General features: G+C 40.4%; 16 protein-coding genes and 2 tRNA genes. 12 read left to right on the plus strand and 6 right to left on the minus strand.

Going from position 1 to position 22,179, the window contains the following annotated elements:
* Positions 1 to 24: 24 nt before the first annotated feature.
* Entirely contained in the window at positions 25 to 1,353 is a 1,329-nt protein-coding gene (locus G7B18_RS15305; RefSeq protein WP_164108520.1) for a gluconate:H+ symporter, read from the minus strand.
* 236 nt (positions 1,354 to 1,589) lie between these two features.
* Here G7B18_RS15305 and G7B18_RS15310 point away from each other — a divergent pair, with 236 nt between their 5' ends.
* A complete protein-coding gene (locus tag G7B18_RS15310; RefSeq protein WP_164123361.1) occupies positions 1,590 to 2,003 on the plus strand; it encodes an SRPBCC family protein in 414 nt (137 codons plus the stop codon).
* A gap of 39 nt (positions 2,004 to 2,042) precedes the next feature.
* Here the strand turns inward: G7B18_RS15310 and G7B18_RS15315 are convergent, their stop codons facing one another.
* Positions 2,043 to 2,567: a DinB family protein gene (locus G7B18_RS15315; protein WP_164108518.1), complete on the minus strand. Its 525-nt coding sequence runs from the start codon at positions 2,565 to 2,567 to the stop codon at positions 2,043 to 2,045.
* A 223-nt stretch (positions 2,568 to 2,790) separates the two neighbouring features.
* Positions 2,791 to 5,292 (minus strand): cation-translocating P-type ATPase, encoded by a 2,502-nt coding sequence (locus G7B18_RS15320; protein WP_164123363.1) that lies wholly within the window; start codon positions 5,290 to 5,292, stop codon positions 2,791 to 2,793.
* A gap of 335 nt (positions 5,293 to 5,627) precedes the next feature.
* On the opposite strand from G7B18_RS15320, the gene G7B18_RS15325 reads away from it, so the two are divergent.
* Positions 5,628 to 6,689, plus strand: a complete 1,062-nt coding sequence (locus tag G7B18_RS15325; RefSeq protein WP_164108516.1) for a fatty acid desaturase family protein — start codon at positions 5,628 to 5,630, stop codon at positions 6,687 to 6,689.
* A gap of 229 nt (positions 6,690 to 6,918) precedes the next feature.
* On the opposite strand, the gene G7B18_RS15330 is transcribed toward G7B18_RS15325, so the two are convergent.
* From G7B18_RS15330 to G7B18_RS15340, 3 genes are all read right to left on the minus strand, one after another.
* Positions 6,919 to 7,006, minus strand: a tRNA-Ser gene (locus G7B18_RS15330).
* 176 nt (positions 7,007 to 7,182) lie between these two features.
* On the minus strand, positions 7,183 to 7,374 hold the full coding sequence (gene rpsU / locus G7B18_RS15335) for a 30S ribosomal protein S21 (RefSeq protein WP_021069236.1): 192 nt from the start codon (positions 7,372 to 7,374) through the stop codon (positions 7,183 to 7,185).
* Between the two features lie 81 nt (positions 7,375 to 7,455).
* Positions 7,456 to 8,088 carry an HAD family hydrolase gene (locus G7B18_RS15340; RefSeq protein ID WP_164123364.1) on the minus strand — a complete coding sequence of 211 codons (633 nt, stop codon included), beginning with the start codon at positions 8,086 to 8,088 and terminating at the stop codon, positions 7,456 to 7,458.
* A gap of 85 nt (positions 8,089 to 8,173) precedes the next feature.
* Between G7B18_RS15340 and G7B18_RS15345 the strand changes: the two genes are divergently transcribed.
* The 10 genes from G7B18_RS15345 to G7B18_RS15390 all read left to right on the plus strand — a co-directional run bounded on the left by G7B18_RS15345 (position 8,174) and on the right by G7B18_RS15390 (position 22,121).
* Positions 8,174 to 8,247 (plus strand) — tRNA-Ile (locus tag G7B18_RS15345).
* A gap of 88 nt (positions 8,248 to 8,335) precedes the next feature.
* The gene (locus tag G7B18_RS15350; RefSeq protein ID WP_164123366.1) at positions 8,336 to 10,252 is read left to right on the plus strand and encodes a peptide-N-glycosidase F-related protein; all 1,917 of its coding nucleotides are present in this window, start codon (positions 8,336 to 8,338) and stop codon (positions 10,250 to 10,252) included.
* Between the two features lie 308 nt (positions 10,253 to 10,560).
* Positions 10,561 to 11,550 carry a metallophosphoesterase family protein gene (locus tag G7B18_RS15355; RefSeq protein ID WP_164108513.1) on the plus strand — a complete coding sequence of 330 codons (990 nt, stop codon included), beginning with the start codon at positions 10,561 to 10,563 and terminating at the stop codon, positions 11,548 to 11,550.
* A gap of 5 nt (positions 11,551 to 11,555) precedes the next feature.
* Entirely contained in the window at positions 11,556 to 12,167 is a 612-nt protein-coding gene (locus tag G7B18_RS15360) for an RNA polymerase sigma factor (RefSeq protein ID WP_164108512.1), read from the plus strand.
* Positions 12,168 to 12,214: 47 nt separating this feature from the next.
* A complete protein-coding gene (locus tag G7B18_RS15365; protein ID WP_164123369.1) occupies positions 12,215 to 13,117 on the plus strand; it encodes a FecR family protein in 903 nt (300 codons plus the stop codon).
* Between the two features lie 211 nt (positions 13,118 to 13,328).
* Complete coding sequence (locus G7B18_RS15370; protein ID WP_164108510.1) at positions 13,329 to 16,694, plus strand: SusC/RagA family TonB-linked outer membrane protein; 3,366 nt, start codon at positions 13,329 to 13,331, stop codon at positions 16,692 to 16,694.
* 194 nt (positions 16,695 to 16,888) lie between these two features.
* Complete coding sequence (locus G7B18_RS15375; protein WP_164108509.1) at positions 16,889 to 18,349, plus strand: SusD/RagB family nutrient-binding outer membrane lipoprotein; 1,461 nt, start codon at positions 16,889 to 16,891, stop codon at positions 18,347 to 18,349.
* Positions 18,350 to 18,356: 7 nt separating this feature from the next.
* Positions 18,357 to 19,619, plus strand: a complete 1,263-nt coding sequence (locus G7B18_RS15380; RefSeq protein ID WP_164108508.1) for a hypothetical protein — start codon at positions 18,357 to 18,359, stop codon at positions 19,617 to 19,619.
* Between the two features lie 269 nt (positions 19,620 to 19,888).
* Complete coding sequence (locus G7B18_RS15385; protein WP_164123370.1) at positions 19,889 to 20,962, plus strand: alpha/beta fold hydrolase; 1,074 nt, start codon at positions 19,889 to 19,891, stop codon at positions 20,960 to 20,962.
* A gap of 88 nt (positions 20,963 to 21,050) precedes the next feature.
* Positions 21,051 to 22,121 (plus strand): NADH:flavin oxidoreductase/NADH oxidase, encoded by a 1,071-nt coding sequence (locus tag G7B18_RS15390; RefSeq protein ID WP_164108506.1) that lies wholly within the window; start codon positions 21,051 to 21,053, stop codon positions 22,119 to 22,121.
* The last annotated feature ends 58 nt before the right edge of the window (positions 22,122 to 22,179 follow it).

Genomic DNA, 22,179 nt, shown 5'->3' on the forward strand with positions numbered 1-22,179 from the left:
TATATTTTTTCTTTGAATTATTACTTATATAATAAGGGACATTAACAGGACTGCCATAAGTCCAACAACCGCCACGATAGCTTCCATCACCGACCAGGAGCGTAATGTATCCTTCACGGTGAGCCCAAAATATTCTTTAAACATCCAGAAACCAGCGTCATTGACGTGCGAAAACATAAGGCTCCCTGCTCCTATGGCAAGTACCATTAAATTAGGATCTATAGGTGATGAATGTGTCAACGGTAATAATACTGTCGCGGCAGTCAATGCTGCAACAGTAGCTGAACCTACACAACCTCGAATAATTGCGGTAATGAGCCATGCCAAAATCAGGGGATGTATAGCTAGTGACTGTAAGCTTTGTGCTAACTGTACGCTAACACCACTTTCTTCCATTACTTGCTTAAACACACCTGAACCAGCTATGATCAGTAGAATCATTGCAATATCTTTGACAGCCTCAGCATAAACCGACATTACATCGCGAATAGACCGTCCTTGGTTAATTCCTAAAGTAAATGTCGCAAAAATGATAGACAGCAACATAACAACAGATGGTGAACCAAAAAAACGAGTAAGCTCGTGGGCAAGACTATTTGATTCGGAGATAACATATGGAAGCACTGTAAAGAGTATCAACAGAAATACGGGCAACAGGGCTGTAATAAAACTAATGCCTGTACCTGGCAGTCTGTATCTAATCTCAACCGTACTTTGCTGAACGGGTTGAAAAAAATTAGCATCGGTACTTCTGATCTTTCCTAAAGTACGACCAAATAACGGGCCACCGATAATAATAGCTGGTACAGCTACTAATAGACCGTAAATTAAAGTTAGTCCCATATCAGCCTCAAACAGCACGACAAGCGCCACAGGGGAAGGATGTGGAGGGATGAATCCATGCGTAACAGATAATGCGGCAAGCATTGGCAATCCGATATAAACCGCCGATAGCTTATACTTATAGACTATCGAAAATATTAAAGGGACAAGCAGTACAAAACCAACCCCATAAAAGAGTGGTATACCTACTATAAAACCTGTAAATGCCATTCCCCACTGTAAATGCTTCACCCCAAAAAGCCGAACCATTACGGCGGCTATATTTTCAGCAGCGCCACTTTCTGCAATTATTTTGCCGAGCATAGCACCCAGTACGATAATAAGTGTCAGTCCTCCCATGATGGCAGATATCCCCTTTTCAAGTGTTTGGGGAATCTGGGACAGCGGAAGACCAAGAGCAATAGCTGTTAATATAGATACCACCAAAAAGGACAAAAAGGCATTGATCTTAAAATAGCTTATACTAACGATCAACAGTAACAAGCTGAGAAGTACGATTATAAATATCATCTAGTCTATAACAGTTATTGTGGTTTACAAGCAGTCTATCAGAAAGCTTTTGGTCGATTATCCCTCTAATATAGTAATTTTCAAGACAATCCATCAAAAGACAATAAATTAAAAACAGTTAAAACTTGTCAGATGGTAAGTTGGCTTTGTTTCTGTGTATTTAAATTTGCTTACATTAAAGAATTATATCAACTAGTGCGCCGACTGAGCGTTATTTTTACACAAAAAACTAAATAATGGTGAGTATTGAACTTGTAAATTATATAAAGGCTCCTGCTTCCTTGATCTATCAGGTATTAACTACGGAAGAAGGTCTTGCTAAGATCTGGACAAAAAAACTCATTGTCAAACCTGAAGTGGGTTTTATCAACGAATTCGACTTTAATGAAGCCGAAATAACAAAAATGAAAATTATTGAGCTACAAGAGAATAGTCGAATTTACTGGGAATGTGTCGATTCCGACAAAGAATGGATCGGCACTCGAGTTTCGTTTGACCTTTCGGAACGGAATAACCAAACAGCAGTAATACTGAAACACTCAGATTGGCGTGCCGTGACGGAGTACTATCAATGGTGTAACTACAATTGGTCGATGTTTCTCCAGCGATTAAAAACACAATGTGAGAGCTTGGTCCAATTTGGTAGTTAGTCTATTTTCCTAAATATATCCAAAGGCATCTTAATAGTTTTAATAGTCGAGATCAATTAATAGATCGTATTTTATGCTTTCATAATTTAATATCCGACGCATTAAAGCCATCTGTCCGCACAGATAATCTTCTCTCCCAATACACATACCGATAAAGTTCAATTTATCTTCTTCGATAAAGGGAATTCCCATACCCATAGGAAATGAATCTGCTAGCTCCTGATCTGTAACAGATAGTAGCTTGGCATATACCTTAGGAGAGACAGAATGAAAATTCGTCATCAGCTCTTTCAAAGTTGGGTATCGGTTGTTCTCGTCTAATGCTTTGCCCATGAAGAATAGATCGTGATTTGGATCTGTATCTGCCAGCCCTAGAACATGAGCCATGCCGTAACGCATATTGACAAAATTTCCCGTCATCCAAATAAGGTGATTGGTACGTCCATCTATCCGCTTAAGCGCATCTTCTTCTGATATGCCATTCAATACCTGTAAAAAACTTTGGGTGTGCATACGATAGGCAGGGATAATAACCGACAACTTTTGAGATATTGCTGTGTCCATGATCATTTATTTTAGTTTTATACTAAACCAAAGTTAGGTAAGCTTTGTTTGTGAAAACTTATCCCAGGACAATTTCTTCAGGAGCTCACTTACTTCTAAACAAACCATTTTGACATGTATCTTAAACAATATTGCTCCAAGGACGCTCTTGCGACACTTCCCATAATTCCCTGAAGAAAGTACTATGCATTCAATCCTTAATTAGCGCCTTAATCTACGGGTTTTATCTTGACTTTCTATTTATAAGTTTGTAGACTTCAAACCACAACACGGAAATGGAAGCTATCCCTATCGAAAGAGCGAGCTCATCAATAGATAGACTCGTCACAGAAAAGAAATCCGATACGGAGCCAACATACAAGATCACAAGAAGCATCGACAATGTAAAGAGGGTAATGGCTACCAACAATATATTCTTATTTTTAAAACTCTCTAAAACACTATAATAGAAAGACCTGTTAACGAAACTCAATAATATATTCGCAAAAATCAATGTGGTAAATACCATTGACCGCGTCTTTTCTTCATTCCCCCCTAGTGATACAGTATACTGGTAAGCAAAAAGTACACCTATCGCAATAATCAACCCCTGAACAACGCTCATACTAAGTTCTTTCCAATTTAAAAAAGTATCTGTCATGTCGCGGGGCGGAGTCTGCATCGTATTTTTTTCCATGGGTTCGTTTTCATACACGATAGAACAGGTGGGGCCCATCACAAGTTCCAAAAAGATAACATGTACTGGTGTAAATATCTGCGGAAATACCCAACCTAGGAAAAGCGGTAGCGATACCGTAAGGATAATGGGAATATGAATCGAGATAATATACTGTATGGCTTTCTTGATGTTAGTGTATATTCTTCTGCCTGCCGCTATTCCTACGATCAACTTGCCAAGATCATCATTAGTAATAACCAAAGACGCCGCAGCCTTCGCAATCTCTGTCCCCTTATTCCCCATGGCTACACCAATATGAGCAGCCTTTAATGCGGGACCATCGTTTACACCATCCCCCAACATTGCTACGATTTCCCCCTGTCTCTTCAAGGCATTGACTACAGCGAGCTTGGCCTCTGGAAACATGCGGGTAAACAACACATTTTCTCTGGCTGCCTCTTCGACCTCTCTATCTGAATAATCCACGAGATCTTTTCCTTCTAGCACATTGGATGCATTAAGAATTCCAGCCTGAGTGGCGATGCTACGCGTGGTATCGGCATTATCCCCCGTGATTACCTTTACCTTAATTCCAGCGTCGTAAATCTGTTGAAAAACTTGGTTAATTCCCTTTTTGGGTGGATCATAAAATACGACTAAGCCTAAGAACTCAAAATCAAAATCCTGTTGTTTGTCTGGAAAACCATCTCCTTGAAAAGTCGATTTTGCAACCCCTAGGATACGGTATCCCTGCAACCCTAATGTTGTTATTACCGACCTTGTTTTTGCTTTCTCAAGATCATTTAAATCACAGACCTGAAGAATGGCTTCGGGGGCGCCCTTAGCAGCTACAATACGCTGTTTGACATCGTTTTCGAAAAGATGCGTCATCATTGGAGGCTTTCCTTCCAAAGGGTACTCGTGAAATAATCTATAACTCATCCTAAGGTCTTCAGGTCTGGTCTCCTGATATACTCGGTGCAGGGTCTTTTCCATAGGGTCAAATGGTATGGGTTCGCTGCTCCACATTGCATAATCAATCAATGTCCCTAATCTAGCATCATTGAACTCATGAACATCAAAAATCTTGTCCGACTGGAAATCATAAAGATGCTTCAATTGCATTGTGTTTTCGGTAATGGTACCCGTTTTGTCTGTACAAATGACAGTGGTACTACCTAATGTTTCGACAATCGAGCTTCTTTTTATGATGACCCCCTGCTGCATAAGTTTCCATGACCCGAGTGCCATAAATGTCGTAAATGCTACAGGAATCTCTTCTGGAAGTATAGACATCGCTAAAGTAAGTCCGTTTAATAGGCTTACCAATACATCTCCGGTACGATAATAATTTACCATACAAACAAGAAGGAAAACGACTATACCTGCAACAGCCATAGTTTTCACAAATTTGCCAATCTGTACTTGTAGAGGAGAGGCCTCCCCCTTGATGTCAACAATTGAAGCTCCTATTTTACCGATACGTGTTTCTTTGCCTATCTTCTCTACTTCGAATACCGCCAATCCCGATACGGCGATCGTGCCGCTATACACTTTATTATCCTCACTTTCCGCATTTTTAAACACAGAAAGACTCTCCCCCGTGAGGGACGATTCGTTGACGGAAAAGTCATTGCTGTGAACTATTCTACCGTCAGCATTGATAATCTTCCCCTCTTCAGTGATGCACAGATCACCCACGGCAATTTCATGTGTGGGAATCGATAGGACCTTCCGATCACGGATTACCCTACTTAGAGGTTCATTTAATTTTTCCAACGCTTCAAGCGCCTTCTTACTCCTATTGTCCTGGTAGAACGAAATTGCCGATACAACCACTATAGCTACCAGCATAAATGCTGCTTCACCGTAATCTCCTATCGTCAGATATATAACAGAAATTGCAATTAATAGGATCAACATAGGTTCCTTGAAAATATCTAATAGCATCTCAAACCAACCACTCCTACGCATACTGCTCATCTGATTATAACCGAACGCCTCTCGGGAGCGTTTTATCTCTTTCTCTGATAGACCTTGAAATTGTTCTGGAATATTGTAAGCCATAATTTATTAATAAATTATTTATAGATTAGATGGTTGGTAACTTTAAAATCTCCTTGTATAAACTTAATCAAAAAGCACTATAAATCCCAAAATAGAACTACATTTTGATTTAGGAGATAGAATGTAAGATGAAAACACAAGGAGACTAAACCTAAAAGGAAGGCTAAAATATTTAAATCTCAAAAAAATATATACCTTGATTTAATTAATTTTTTAACATTCATTTAACTTAGAAACTCACGCATTACCATTTATTTAATGTATTTTTACAGAAAAGCTAATTTAATTTGAAACTGTAATTTAGCAATCAATATGAACACCCCATTTAATATTTAATGAATCAATCCATCAAATTCAGCAATGTAAATACATTGTTTTCAAAATCTCTCAAACAAAAAATAAACCATTATTTCAAAGACACTTTACAGAAAAAAACCGGGAATAGAAGGATTTTTATCAAAGCCGCAATTCTCTTAATTACTTTTGTTACGTTATATAGTATTTTGGTATTTGTACAGCCACATTGGTCTATCAGTATTTTGCTGTGCATTCTTTTTGGCTTCAACCTAGCGGCAATTGGCTTTAACATCATGCACGATGCTGGGCACAATTCTTTCTCTTCTAATAAAAATCTGAATACTACGCTCTCTTATACCCTCAACCTTTTGGGGGCTAATATCTATTTCTGGAAGCTAAAACATAATATTGCGCACCATACATATACAAATATAGACGGTGAAGATCATGATATTGAAATCAAATTCATGCGTATACACCATGATCAAGAATTAAAAAAGCATCATCGTTACCAGCGCTTCTATTTCCCGTTGTTATACGGAGTATCTTACTTGGCTTGGGTATTTTACCAGGACTACGAAAAGTACTTTAGACAAAAAATGGGTATTACTTCAGAAAAATTCCACTTTCCACTCAAGGAGAAGCTTATTTTTTGGGCGAGCAAATTTCTTCATTTGGGATTGTTCATTGTCGTTCCTATTGTATTAGTAGGATGGCTACCTACCCTCATTGGCTTATTGGTGGCGGGTGCGGTATGCGGAGTAAGCCTAGCAACAGTATTTCAGTTGGCACATGTGGTGGCTCATACAGAGTTTAAAACTATTCATGAATCTAAAGTTGAAGAAGAGTGGATGATACATCAGATCCAATCTACGGCAAATTTTGCTACTAAAAGTAAGGTTTTAACCTGGATCCTCGGCGGGCTAAATTATCAGGTAGAACATCATCTGTTCCCAAAAATCAGCCATGTACATTACCCTGCCATTAATCGCATCGTACAACAGACCTGTCGAGAATATAATATCCAATACCATGAATTCAATTCATTTTGGACTGCGTTCAAGTCGCATGTTGGAGTTATTCAATCGATGTCTAGATAGAAATAGTCCCCTCAAAAAGCCTTCATTACAAAATGAAGGCTTTTTTGATGCCCTCTTGGTTCGAATATATCCCACGAACCTCAAACACTAGCCTAAAACTTCTTTGGATTGCCCCCCCTATGGGTTCTCATCCCTGCGTTCTTGAAGTAAGAAAATTTGGTGCTCTAGAATATAGAGGAGCTGCAAACAAGAAAAGTCCAACGAAAGTTGGACTTTTCTTTAGTCTCAGCGGAGAGAGAGGGATTCGAACCCTCGATACAGTCATCCCGTATACAGACTTTCCAGGTCTGCTCATTCAACCACTCTGACACCTCTCCTTAGCGGAGCACGAAGATACAATTTAAAGTCAGTTTTAAAAAGAAAAATCAACTTATTTTAAATCTTTTTCTCTAACTAGCTCTGCAATAAAAAAATAACCTTTTTTATTGCAAAACAATACAAAATAAAAAAGACCAACTTATTCAGTTGGTCTCTTTTATACTGTAAACAATAACTACGCTTGTTCCTGCTGTAATCCTTGTTTGTAGATCGCCTTTTTAACTTGGATGCGACGTGATACAGATTTCTTTTCGAATGCCTGACGAGCACGAAGCTCACGTACTACACCCGTCTTCTCAAATTTCTTCTTGAAGCGTTTCAATGCTCTATCTAAAGATTCTCCCTCTTTAACATTAATAATAATCATAGTTCCTGTATACCTCCTTCCGTTTGCAAAATTCTTTGTGGATGCAAAGATATGCTTTTTATCTTAACATATGAAATGTTTTTAAAGCAATTTCCAGTCTTCTACAATTTTATCTAAAGGATTCGCTACAGAACATAAAGCGGTGTGAATACCCAATGTAGCGGCCGCTTCGAGATGTTGTGGACTATCATCAACAAATAACGTACGATCTGGTACGAGGCCCATCTCGTTCAGTACTAATCTGAATATTTCCGCATCTGGTTTACGCATACCTACTAAATGGGAATAGTAAGTCTTTTCAAAGAATGCCGAATTATCTGCAACCCCATACTTGTCTTGAATATGTTCCATACAATATGCGTAATGAATCGCATTATTATTACTCAGTAAAAAAGTTCTATAATTTTCTTTCAACGCCAGTAATAGCTCATGCTTACCATCGGGAACTCCAATCAATAATGCATTCCAAGCTTCGTCAATATCGCCGTCGGTCAACTTAAAATTATTCGTTAATTTTCGAATGCCATCTCTAAATTCAGACGAGCTGACATTTCCCTTGTCAAATTCGTCGAATAATGCGATCTGTCCATGATGAGCGAATACTTCGCCTGCATTCGCTATACCTAATTGAGTAAAAGCCTCTTGTGACTTCACGAAGTCAATCATGAAAATTACGTTACCGTAATCCAAAATAATATTTTCAATTTTTTGCATAGAAAATTTTGTTTTCTCGTTACAAATATCGATAATTGCATCGTCAAAAGGGAACAACGTTGCACTTTTGATAAACAAAAAAACCGCGCCTATAGCTCAGTCGGTTAGAGTAGAAGACTCATAATCTTTTGGTCCCTGGTTCGAGCCCAGGTGGGCGCACAGAAATCCTCATAGAAATATGGGGATTTTTTGTTTTATTTCGGGACAAGTCAAATTTATGTAGATTTGAAAAAACAATTCTAAATCAATGAAATTAGGACATATACTATCTATATCCTTCCTGATGCTGCTTTATGGCGCTCATGCCCAAAATTCAGAGATAAACCGGGTTACTACCCATGATCGAACTACAATCATATGCGATCCTGTCACTGCAGCAAATCCCTATCCGTCTTGGGGAATCTTTCCGGATAAAAATGCTTCCATTCGTAAGATGACAATGCACGTAACTCTGGGGAGTCCCGACAGCATAAATACGGCACACTGGGATTACCTAGACCACATTATCCTGCGTCGTAAAGGTGGTACTAATGGACCAGAACTCAACTACGAACTTGGCAGAATGTTAACACCTTATGGTAGTATATTTAACAAAGGATGGAGTTGGAAGTGGCAGGTAGATGTTACGGATTTTGCTCCCTTATTACGAGATAGTGTCGAAATAGTATATATACATACCGGCTATGAAGATAAAACGGTAGGCTGGGCGCTTAATATTGACTTTGACATTTTGTATGGCCCGCCAATAGTAGAACCATTCGGTATAGAGCCTTTATGGAATAAAGCTTATAAATATGGTGATCCTAATGAAAGAATTGAAGAACACCTCTTACCTATAAATTATGAATCGAAAAAGGGTGCTGTACTAAGCCGTATCCGTATACAACACACTGGGCACGGCATGGATAGACCTCGGGGATGCAGCGAATTTTGTAGCAGATGGCGTGAAATCTCCTTGGATGGCACAGTGGTAGATAAAAGAGATATGTGGAAAAGGTGTGGTGATAACCCGCTCTACCCACAAGGGGGTACCTGGATCTATGACCGAGCATACTGGTGTCCGGGGGACCTTCAAAAACCGGACATTATCGATATCTTCACCAAACCGGGCAAGCATCAAGTTTCCCTAATGATGGAGCCTTATGTGGCAACAGGAAATATTCAAGCTACAGAAAACATCTCTTCCTTTTTATTCCATTACTCAGCGCCTAAACAAAAAACAGATGTTGCCGTTGAAGCTATTATGGTGCCCAGCGATGAGCAACGCTTTTCGAGATTGAATCCAGCGAGTTCAGGTCCAAGAATCTCTTTCAGAAACCTAGGGGCTGATCCGGTGCATTCCTTGACTATCGTCTATGGTACGAAAGGTTTTCCAGACAAAATATTCCATTGGAAAGGTAACCTGCCATTCAATCAGGTAGCCGATGTCCAGTTACCAGGTGTAATCCAGGAAAATGATGGCCAAAACGTATTCCATGTAACACTTAACAAACCAAACGGTAAGAAAGATGCTTGGACAGGCGATAATTATGAACAAACCACTTTTACGGCACCACCAAGACTCCCTTCTACATTTGTGCTTCAATTGCTCACGAATAAGAATCCAGAAGATAACAGTATATATCTTATCAACGCTCAAAAAGACACTATTTATCAAAAAATGGCAACGCAGTTAGCTGCAGAAACACTGTATACAGACACCATACGTCTATCAAGGGGGAACCATTCGCTTACGCTAATCGATACTGCTGGTAACGGTTTGCAATTTTGGGCCCAACCTCAAAAAGGAGACGGTCATCTTCGATTGTTTGATATGGAGGGCAACCTGATCCATGCGTTTGAGAGCGATTGCGGTAGTGGTGAGATGTTCAGTTTTAAAGCCACGGATGGATTTGCTATGGATACCACAACCGCAAGGCATGCATTCTCCTTATATCCAAGGTCGGTAACTGACCAAACACAGCTTACGGTAGTATCGAACAACCTGAGCGATCTGACCGTACAAGTCACAGTCGATGGTGTACTATGGCAAAAACACGACTATAAAGCGGTCAAAAATGCTACTTTCAACTACGACTTAACGCACCTTCCGAAAGGAAGAATCGTAGTCGAAGCCTTTACAAACGGCATCAGCCGATTCAAAGGACGATTAAATAAGCGATAGTTATCCATTTTAAAAAGTGGTTTGATTACTTTATCTTCTTAAATAATATTAGATGTCAAATCCATAAATATGATGAAGCAGGAAGACTCCTGCTTCATTAGCTCTATATCTTCCATAGAATTTTTATCTATCAGCAATAAATCGAAGTCCTATCTCCCCGATAAATCCTTCTCTGCATCATGTTTAATTCTATTTCTATTGTCTGCAACAACAGATTAACTATTCCTTAAATTCAAATTAAACTAATCTTAACATCAGATTTCCACCTTTGCAGCAACTTCTTTAATCGCTATTAATTAAATCCCCTAATGAAGAAACATCCACTTCTTACCACCACTTTCTTGTCTGTCTACCTTGTAATTTCAAACTTCTTACAGGCGCAGGACATCCGTTTTGTTAACGGCAGATTTAAGATCGTCCAGTTCACAGACTTACATTACGTAGCCAATGCGGAACCTTCTATCAAATCCATACGTACAATCGAAGCTACGTTAGATGCTGAACACCCTGATCTCGTAGTCTTTACGGGAGATATAGTCGTCAAGTCTCCTAGCAAACAAGGTTGGGACGAAGTATTACAAACTGTCATCAGTCGTAAAATCCCCTACATCGTGACGCTGGGTAACCACGACGATGAAAGTGAAATGACACGTCTGGAAGTTGCATCCTATATTTCAAGGAAACCATATTTACTCAATAACACAGCAAGTATTCCAGGTGTGGACGGTGTACTTAACGCTAGTCTGAATATCATCGGAAAAGATAATAAAGCACAGTTTACCCTTTATGCCTTAGACTCCAAGGCGTATTCCCAATATAAAGAAATCAAAGGCTACGACTGGTTTGGCGCCAATCAAGTAAATTGGTATCGCGCCGAAAGTGAACGTATAAAGAAAGAAAATAACACCACGCTTCCTGCCTTGGCCTTTTTCCATATCCCATTCCCTGAATACGAAATAGCATTCAACAACCTAAACCACTCGCGTATCGGTGTACGCTATGAAAAAGAAGGAAGCCCGATTATAAACTCCGGTATGTTTGAAGCTATGCTTCACCAAGGGGATGTTGTCGGTACGTTTGTAGGACATGAGCACGTCAACGATTACTTGGTGGATTACTACGGTATTGCACTTGCTTATGGCTGTTTCACTGGGAGTGAAAACACCTATCTACGGCATAAAAATGGTGCTCGTATCATTGAGATTAAAGAAGGTGTCAAGGGATTCCACACTTATATTAGAGAGTCAGATGGAATGATTGTGTACCCTACCGACTATCCATTCCCAAAGAAAAAGTAATCTTTATGGACATGTCCACTTCTCTAACATCCTGCGATGATCGACAGTTGCTACATTTAACAGCTCAGAAAGACCTAAAAGCTTTTGATGAGCTGTTAAAAAGATATGAGTACAAGGTATTTTCCTTCTGCCACAAATTACTCAAAGACAAGTGTCTTGCTGAAGAAATCACACAAGATATCTTTGTACAATTGTGGCAAGAGGCCGACACCTCCTTCCTTATCCAATCCCTACCCGCCTGGTTATACAGGCTATCAAAAAATAAAAGTATCAACCTTATCAAACAACAACTTGCCCGACTGAAAAGAGAACAGCTCTTTTCAGGAGAGCAGGATCTTATTGTTGAAGGGGCTCCTTTGGAAGAGTCCAATAGGCGTGAAGAACTCATATCCTATTTTTTACCTCTTTTGCCTGAAAAGACACGTCTCGTACTAGAACTCAAACTGTATGAGCAATTAAGCAATGAAGAAATAGCGAACCGTTTGGGCATCTCTGCTCACACCGTAAAAAACCATCTCAGCAACAGCTATCAACAACTTCGCTTACATATTTCACGGCATCTTATCGCTGCACTATTGACCTTTGGTCAATTTAATTATTTCTTAACCCAAGCTTAACGCAACTATGTAGGATGAAAAGGCCATTGGCTTTGTCATCCTTATAGATGAATAACAAAAAAAGACAAGATATTAAGAAATCCGTTTTACGAATAGTATGGCGGCACACACCTACCTTACCACGTACAGCAGCACAGGTTCGCGCACACGAGCTACGACGAAGTCGCATACTCGAACGCATTGCACAATCGCAACAGATCCGTACACTACCATTCTGGAAACAAGCAAGATTTCAGGCTGCCGCATCAATAGCCGTTCTGTTTTCTGCCTTAGTCTATTTTATCGGCTATCAGTCTACTCCAAAAATAGACCAATATCATATAGTCACTTCTGCGATCTCACGTAGTATTACACTTCCTGACAGCAGTATCGTCACATTGGAACCTTACTCCTCTTTGTCTTGGCAACAAACCGGAGATCAATTTGATCGCCTAGTATCGCTAGTAGGTGAAGCCAGATTTGAGGTGACCCGCAAAATGAAACAAACATTCACCGTCAAAGGTACTCATCTAAGTGTACAGGTATTGGGCACCGTCTTTACCGTACGCGATATCAGGGGTAGCAAAGATCAAAAAGTACATGTAGACGAAGGCAAAGTAGCTGTAAGCTTAAATAATACCACAGGCAATAAGCCCTATACCCTTGTAGCCGGTCAGGAATTGGTACATACAGAGAACAAAACGCAAATTTCAGCTATTAGACAGGTTAATACAAACAACAAGCAAAAAAAACATATAAAACTCCTAGCATCCAACCTAGAGCAGCTGGGCATACAGTTGGCAGAAGCGTATCGTATCGAAGTACATGTGACTCCCGGAATCCGACAAAATGGTGCCCTTACAGCTGAATTTAAAGATATGGATCTGGATCAGATACTAGCTCTAGTAAGCAAAACCATCAAAATCAACTATAGAATCGAAACCAATAAAGTGTATATAACTCCGAAATAATAAGTAAAATGTAAACTCTATCAAACAAAAAAAGGCGTTGGCATAGTGCCAAGCCTTTAAGATACCATAAGCTGCAATCCTATGGTGTCGCCTCCCATAGCATTAAATACTTAAGACCGTATTAATTCAAAATTAGTGAATTTATCCGAAGCAAACAATCCCTAAAAAGGACCGCTACTTCGGATCGCTTCAAAAAGAATCAACTATTACAATGAAAGTTAATAAGCATTTCTTATACCGAACAATATTAGCGACTTGGGTACTCCAAGCGGTACCATACTGCATCCAAGCAAGCTCCCCTTCAATGATACGGAGCGCCGTGGACACGATCGATCAGACTAAAATATCATTAAATATTTCCAATAAATCTCTACAGGAGGCAATACGGCAAATTGAAGCACAAACAGGATATAACTTTGTCTTCAACGCCGAACAAATAAACACAAGAAAAGACATCTCCATTCAAAAAAGTGGTTCGCTGAATGAAGTATTGCGATCCTTGATCCAAGCAACAAATTATGATTTCCAAGTTTCGGGGCAACATATTGTCATCAGTCCCAAGGTCGTCAAACAGCAGGTGGTAATCCAAGGCTATGTTAAAGACAAAAACGGTCCACTAGCACAAGTATCGATTACTGCTTTAGGTCATGGCTCAAATTACAGCACGGATGCCAATGGTTACTTCAAGTTTAATCTACCTAATGGAACCGATAAACTGAGTTTTAAATACATGGGCTACGAACCGATCACCATACACAACTTGACGCCTTACCTCAATGGCAACTCTAACCTACATGTGACCATGCAGGCACATAACGAAAATCTGGAAGAGGTAGTGGTCACTGCATTAGGGATCAAAAAAGATAGTAAAAAATTGGGTTATGCCGTACAGGAAATAAAAAGCAAGGACCTAACGAGCATTCCGAGCAACAACTTTGCTTCACAACTCAGCGGTAAAGTTGCCGGTTTAACGGTATTCAACTCGCCTAACCTTATGCAAGAGACTAAAATCAGTCTTAGAGGTAGTCAACCATTGATCGTAATCGATGGAATTCCGGTAAACTCCAACACGTATGATATCGATCCAGATGACATTGCCAATATTACAGTCTTAAAAGGAGCTACAGGTTCTTCGTTGTACGGATCTAAGGGGCAAAATGGCGTCATCCAGATCACGACCAAAAAAGGAGAAAATGAAACGGCTGTAGAATTCAGTCAAAAATCTATATTCCGAGCTGGGTGGATCGTCTTTCCAGAAACACAAAATAGCTATGGTAACGGTGAGCAGGGTAAATACGCTTATTTCGATGGTATGGGCAATGGTACTTTTGACAACGACTTTGTATGGGGACCAAAACTCGACCAAAAAGACCCGAACACGGCAAGTGGCTACTGGGAAACACCCCAATGGGATAGCCCACTCGATGCGCAGGGTAATCGTATCCCGACCCCATTTGTATCCAGAGGTCGTAAAAACCTAGAAAATTTCTTGGAAAACGGCTATACCCTGAGCAACAATGTGAACATATCCAAATCTACTGATCGTAGCAATATACGTTTAGGATTAGGGTATGATTACACCAATGGCGAAGTACCAAGTACGGAACTCAAAAACTACAACGCGTCATTACATGCTTCATCACAGATTACGGATAAGTTCAAGGTTAACTCTTCCTTCCAATACAATAATCAAAATTCGCCCAACTTCCCTAGAACAACATACGGCAATACGCATATCCTATATGGCATGTTGATATGGGCTGGTAAGGATGTCGACATGCGTGATTTCAAAGACTACTGGCTACCTGGCCGAGAAGGTTACGAGCAGAAATACTTCAACTACTCGTGGATCAACAATCCTTACTACATGGCTTATGAACAAACCCAATCGCTGCGCCGTAACAAGTTCTTCGGTGTAGTCAGTGGCGAGTACAAGCTGAATGACAACTGGGAAATCAATCTGCGTCAAAGTGCAGAAATTATCGGTTCGACTGCGGCCATGAAATATCCTTTTGATTTTATCGGTGCTAATGCCATAAAAGGAAATTACGAATTAAAAAACGACAATCTCTATGAATACAATTCCGACCTATTCGTCAAGTATAACAGGACATTTGGCAAGTTTGCTATAGACGGGTTTATAGGAGCTTCTATCAATTTTAGGGAGTCAAACTGGCAAGAATCAAAAACCCAAGGACTACAGGTGCCGAATATCTATAACCTGGCAAACTCGGCAGGCCCCGTATTGGCAAAAAACAACCTTACAGAATACGCTCGTAATTCCGCATTTGTCTCTGTGGATTTGAGTTACGATGACAATTATTTCTTGACATTATCTGAGCGAATCGATCAATCCTCCGCCTTACCGATTGATAACAATACCTATACTTACCCTTCTGTATCAGGATCAGTCATCCTTTCCAATCTACTTAAGATGCCGAGTAGTCATTTCCTGAAAGCTAGAGGTTCTTGGGCTCAGGTACGTGCTGATTTAGCACCTTATCAATACCAGACATTCTATAACCCAGCTATAACCTACAATGGTTTAAATTCGGTAAGTTACTCCAATATTTTAGGTAATGTGCTTCTGACACCACAGATGACCAATGGTGTCGAAGTCGGATTGAGTGGATCCTTCTTCCGTAATAAGTTGACTTTTGACGCTACCGCTTATCAATACATCGATTCAGAATCTATTTTCGATCAGGAAGCCTCGCTAGCTTCGGGATTTGCGAAGTATAAGATCAATGGCAACCGTTTTAAAAGACACGGCCTGGAATTGACCGCGGGATTGAACCTAGACCTATCCTCCCGTTTGAAATGGAATACCATATTCAATTGGAGTACTAATCGGACCATACTGGATGCCGTACACGGTGGCATGGACAATCTATCGGGTATAAAAGTTGGCGAACGTATGGACTCTTACCTCACCAACAATAGCATGCAGAAGACAGCGGATGGACAACTTATAATTGGCGCAAACGGCTTGCCTGTAAAAGATAATACCCTTAAAAATCTAGGACACACTGGGGCCGACTGGACCTTAGGATGGACCAATAATTTCACCTTTGATAAAAGTTGGAATCTCTCCTTCTTATGGGAAGCCCGTATTGGAGGGATTGATCAAGCCAACCTAAACCGTCAGATGTGGTACTCTGGTGCTCACCCAGAATCGGTCGGATCAGAGCGTGAAGCCTATAATAGAGGCGAAAAATATATTGCAGAAGGAGTCAATGCTACTCCTGAAGGATACGTAACCAACTCTTATGGTACTACCTACAAAGACTTTGTAGAGCAATATTGGTATAGACTAAATGGCGAATCTAACGTCCATGACCTATCCTTCCTAAAACTGAGAGAGGTGGCACTAGGATATACATTGACACCGCAACAAGTTCAAAAGTTGGGCAGATTCTTCAAAGGAGGTTCTTTTAGCCTAATCGGCTCTAACCTATTTTTGATAAGTGACTTTCCTTTTGCAGATCCTGATATTGGCAATGGCGGAATAGTCGGGAATCAATTACAGTTTCCTTCTACCCGTAACATCGGATTTAATGTCAATTTAAAATTCTAATCGTAACAACCGTGAAATATCCATGTAGCAGTAACTGCACAAACACAAATGACCGCGAAGCAGCATGCACGCTAATTACAACAATTCTTGCATACTGTAATTTGGATATTCCATATGGACGTTAAAAAATAAACCGAGTGAAACGAGCTCATTTATACCGATGAAAACAAACACGCATAAATAATTATACACATATGAAAGCAACATTTAAATATATACTTACTGGCCTGTTCGTAGGGAGTACCTTTTTATCCTGTGATGTCGAAAAATACAACTTAGACCCAAACAGGCCTACCGTAGTAGAACCGCAGGCGATCTTGCCCAATGTCATATTCCAAAGCTTTAAGAACAGATATCCTTGGCAACCAGGATTGACGATGCGCCATAATACAGCCATATCCGATAGACAGGCATTCCAGACCTACGAATGGAGCAATGGTAACTGGGATGAATTTAATATCCTTCGCGATGTACAGAAGATCCTAACTACACCTACAGCGACTGAAGCAGATAAAGCCATCGCACATATCCTTCGCGCCTATAACTTCCTTTACCTGACACGTATGTACGGAGATATCCCCTATTCGCAAGCCCTAGCTGGCGAACAAACAGGCAATCCTGTATTCTCGCCTGCCTACGACACGCAAAAAAATGTGCTCCTGGGCATACTCACTGAGTTACAAACGGCGAATAGCATCTTGTCTCAAACCCAGAGCCGTGTCAATGGAGATATACTCTATCAGGGGGATCTAAAGAGATGGCAGAAACTTGCCAACTCACTTGCTTTGAAAGTCTTATTAGCAAGCTCTAACAGAGAGTCCGATACAGATTTGAACATTAGAGAACGCTTCAAAACAATCATCAGTAATCCAGGACAGTACCCCGTATTTAGCAGTACTCAAGATGAGGTAAAAATGGCCTACAGCGATTATGAATTTATCCGTTACCCTATGTATAATGATTACAATGTGCAAAACAAGCGATTTATGGGAAAACAGCTTACTGAGTTAATGAAATCCCTGAAGGATCCACGCCTATTTTTCTATGCGCAACCTGCACAGAATTCATTGGATAAAGGATTGACGGCCCAAGATTTCGAGGCTTACCAAGGTATCGATGGCAGCTTATCAATGCCAAAAGCTACAGAACTCGCATCAACGGGAAACTACAGCCGTATTCATGTTCAAAACTACACCATATCTGAAGTTGGTAAGCCATCTCTAGCTTTTAGCTACACCGAATTGATGTTATTACTGGAAGAAGCTCGATTAAGAGGATGGTTCAGCAGTACGGAAAACTACTACGCAAACGCCATAAAAGCATCTTTTGAACATTATGGAATTGCCACAGAGTCCGCCTCCTATTTACAAAACAACCCTTTAGCACAGGATGTTCAAAAAGCACTACAACAAGTCTATGCACAGCGCTATATCCTATTCTACCACCAAGGAGATTTTGAACCCCTATTTGAGTACCACCGCACAGGCTATCCACAGCTAACCTTTGGTGAGGGACAGGCTACATCGAGCATGCCCTACCGCATGATGTATCCGCTATCGGAGCAGAACACCAATACGGTCAATTTCGAACAGGCTCTAGCGCGCCAGGGTATGAAGACAGACAATATCATGCACAAATTATGGATCTACAATTAAATAGAAAATGATAAAGCGACTTACACTATTATTTAGCATACTACTATCCAGACAAATAGCTGCTGTTGCGCAGTCGGATCTTCCGCAATGGCAAGATGGTAATCTGGATATTCTCATATTCAAAACCGGCCATGGGGATGCTATATTTACAATCATGCCTGACGGCACGACAATGCTTACTGATCCAGGAGAACTTGATCTATCAGATGCCAGAACATGGTCTCCGCGTAACTCGGCAGCTTATCCCAATGCTTCAAAATTTGCCGATCAATGGATCGCAGATTACATTGAACAGATTAACCCTAATACAAATAAAAAACAGGTCGACTACGCTTTCATTACCCATTTTCACGACGACCACTACGGTATGATCTATCCTGGAGCACGTAAATCGATCCTGGGTGACTATCTGCTGTCAGGAATCACTGGTGTAGGTGAACAAATCCAATTTAAGAAACTTATTGACAGAGGGTATCCTCACTACAATGTACCTTTTAATTTAGCCCAATTTTTAGAAAAGAACAACAAGAAAGAATATCAAACGCTAATGAACTACTTCACTTATCTAAAGAGCGGCCAAGCGAAGGGAATGGTCGTTGAGGGGTTTAAAGTAGGTGATGATAAACAATTCCGCATGCAACATGCGGCTCAAAAATACCCCGGCTTTAAGATTCAAAATATCTCAGCAAACGGTTATTATTGGGAGAGGACCTCAGGAAAGGTACACAACGCCTATGCGGAGAACAGCTCTTATATCCCTTCAGAGAATGGGGTGAGTTGCGGCATTCTAATCGAATATAATGGATTTAAGTTCTTTCATGGTGGCGACACCCCCGGTGTACCGTCTATAGGTGCTCCAAGTTACTACGATATGGAATCCAAAATAGCACCTTCAATCGGTGAAGTCGATGTAGCAATAGCTAATCATCACGCCGGAAGGGACGTACTCAACGAGACCTTTATCCGTACACTTAAACCCCGTATATGGTTTCAGGTGGTCTGGTCTGCGGATCAGCCCGGTCCTGAAACACTTCAGCGAATGCTCTCTACACATCTTTATCAAGGGCCTAGAGACCTATTCGCTACCGATATATTGCCATCCAATCGTGTCGTACTTGGTGACATTGTAGACCGCGCCTATAAATCTACCGACAAACACCTCTGGCTCCAGGTAAAGGGAGATGGCAGCTATCTCGTACATACCTTGTCCACTAAAGCTGATAAGCTTAAATTGGAACAGACATTTGGTCCTTATCAGACTAAAAAATAAAACATTAGACACCTATATATTACATATTACTCTTAGTCCTAAGACGCACTGCGCTTAGGACTTTTTCTCTTAAAGTAATCTCTTTTTTGTAATATCTCCTTAATATCAAATTGAACCTCAGCTTCACTCAAAGAAATGTTTCTACATTTCCTCTATAAAACATTCTATTGGCTGAGGAGAGCTACAAAATTTAATATTCGAACGCAATTAAATTGCGTATAGAGGCAAATTTACGTAGGTTTGAAAACAGTAGGATTCGCGAATTCAAGATGATGAACTTATTACGGTCTAGATTTTTTTTACTTTCATTATTCTGTCTGTACTTGCTAGAGGCCTATTCTCAAGAACTTACCGGCGTAATCCTACAAAATAAATTCCGATCAGATCTCGTGACCTACAAACAATTCGAGGTCAAACACCGTCGGTATGTCGATACTAAAAACGTTAAATTATCATATCTCCAATGGGGGGATACTTCGGCGACAGAACGGGTATTTGTATGGCTACATGGTAGTTTGAGCAATGCCTATGAATTTATGCCTTTTGCTCAAGATATGACCAACCAGGGGTATCGGGTCCTATCTATCGATCAGTATAATGCCGGCAAAACAGAAGCACCCTTTTTTGACGCTTCGTTTGATGACCTTTGTTCAGACATTAAATCTCTATTCGATCACCTAGAGATTAAACGAGTAGTAATTGGTGGTTTTTCTCGGGGAGGATTCCTTGCGACCAACTTCTACAAATTATACCCAGATTATGTGGACGCCCTAATCCTAGAAGATGGTGGTTCGGTAGACTTCGATCATAGTTATCTCCATTTAGATAGTTTGGGCCTAAAAGAAAAATTACAACAAGTCAATGTACCTGAGGACATCAAAGAGAAATATTTTGGTTATCACCGAAGCAAATTTGAAGCCTACAAAAGCCTATATAATCCCGAAGAAACCAGTAATCAGTTTCAGATTCTCAGCTATATCAAACCGCAGGGCTCTTCATGGGTTACCTATCGTGGACAGCCTGAATACTACCATATGCAAGACAGCCTCCATATGTCTGAGGTCTTATTCAGCAGTCCTAAAGTCAGTAAATACGCCGCTTCTATCATAAACTTACGTCCTGCAGAAATATTTCAAAATCTCAGCGTCCCGGTGTTAATAATGGATGCCCGTTCGTCCAAGGATCCGATCCCAATTTATGAAGCAAATAGGGCATTAGTTGCTCAGCATCCCAATTTGATCAACCATCAAGTATTTGAAAATATAGAGCACAATATACATTATGCCAATCCAAACGGTTTTATAAAGGCGATAATTAGCTTTCTACAGTCCCAACCTCGATAACTGTAGTCCCTATGTCATTTATTTACAAAGAGGCTTATCGATCACAAATAGTTTTTTTCGCTCTTCAAAATAATGTAATTTTATATATATGAGTCTACTATTTACCCCTTTGGCATTAAAAAACCAAACACTATCCAACAGGATCGTCGTGTCCCCTATGTGTCAATACTCCGCTGTTGACGGATTTGCTAACAGATGGCATCTTGTTCACTTAGGCCAATTTGCGATAGGAAAGGCAGCTTTAATCATTCAAGAAGCGACTTCTGTTACTGAGGATGGTCGCATCTCTTACGGAGATCTAGGATTATGGAAAGACGAGCAATTAGTACCATTGAAAGATATTGTTGACTTTGTCCATCAGCAAGGCAGTTTGATAGGTATCCAACTCGCACACGCAGGACGAAAGGCCTCTACAGAAAAACCCTGGATCAGCAGGAAGCAAATCAGACCAGATCAAGAAAATGGATGGCAGACCGTAGCACCGTCGGCAATCCCCTATCATATAACAGAAAATGCCCCTGTAGCTCTTAGCATTACACAAATACAGCAACTCATAACAGCTTTTAAGGATTCGGCCTCACGGGCGGTACAGGCAGGATATGATATTATCGAGCTTCACGGTGCACACGGTTATTTAATCCATCAGTTTCTATCTCCTTTGACCAATCTTCGCACCGATGATTATGGTGGTTCATTTGAAAACAGAATCCGTTTTCTAGTCCAGATCATTGAAGCAGTACAAAGCGTATTACAGCAACAATCCCTGTGGTTACGTATTTCCGCTACCGATTGGGCCGATGGAGGTTGGAATCTACAAGAGTCGATTAAGCTGGTCGAAATCGTCAAGACCATGGGTGTTGAAGTGGTAGATGTATCATCAGGTGGTGCGGTCCGACATCAGGAGATTATGGTAAAAGAGAGTTATCAGGTTCCTTTTGCGCATCGCATAAAAGAAGATACCTCGATCCTAACCGGGACAGTAGGCTTAATAAGACGAGCAGAACAGGCTGAGCAGATACTTGAACGAAAACAAGCAGACCTGATTTTGATTGGTCGTGGATTTTTACAAAACCCGCACTTGGTGCTTCAATTTGCGAACGAACTTGGTGTGAAAATTCCTTGGTCACCCGCCTACGCCCGCGGCCTTGAAACAATGTAATAGGACATAAACATATAAATAAAACAGACCTATAATCTTTCGGGCACATCACTTTGCA

This window comes from Sphingobacterium sp. xlx-130 (assembly GCF_011007405.1).
Taxonomy (GTDB): Bacteria; Bacteroidota; Bacteroidia; order Sphingobacteriales; family Sphingobacteriaceae; genus Sphingobacterium; species Sphingobacterium luzhongxinii.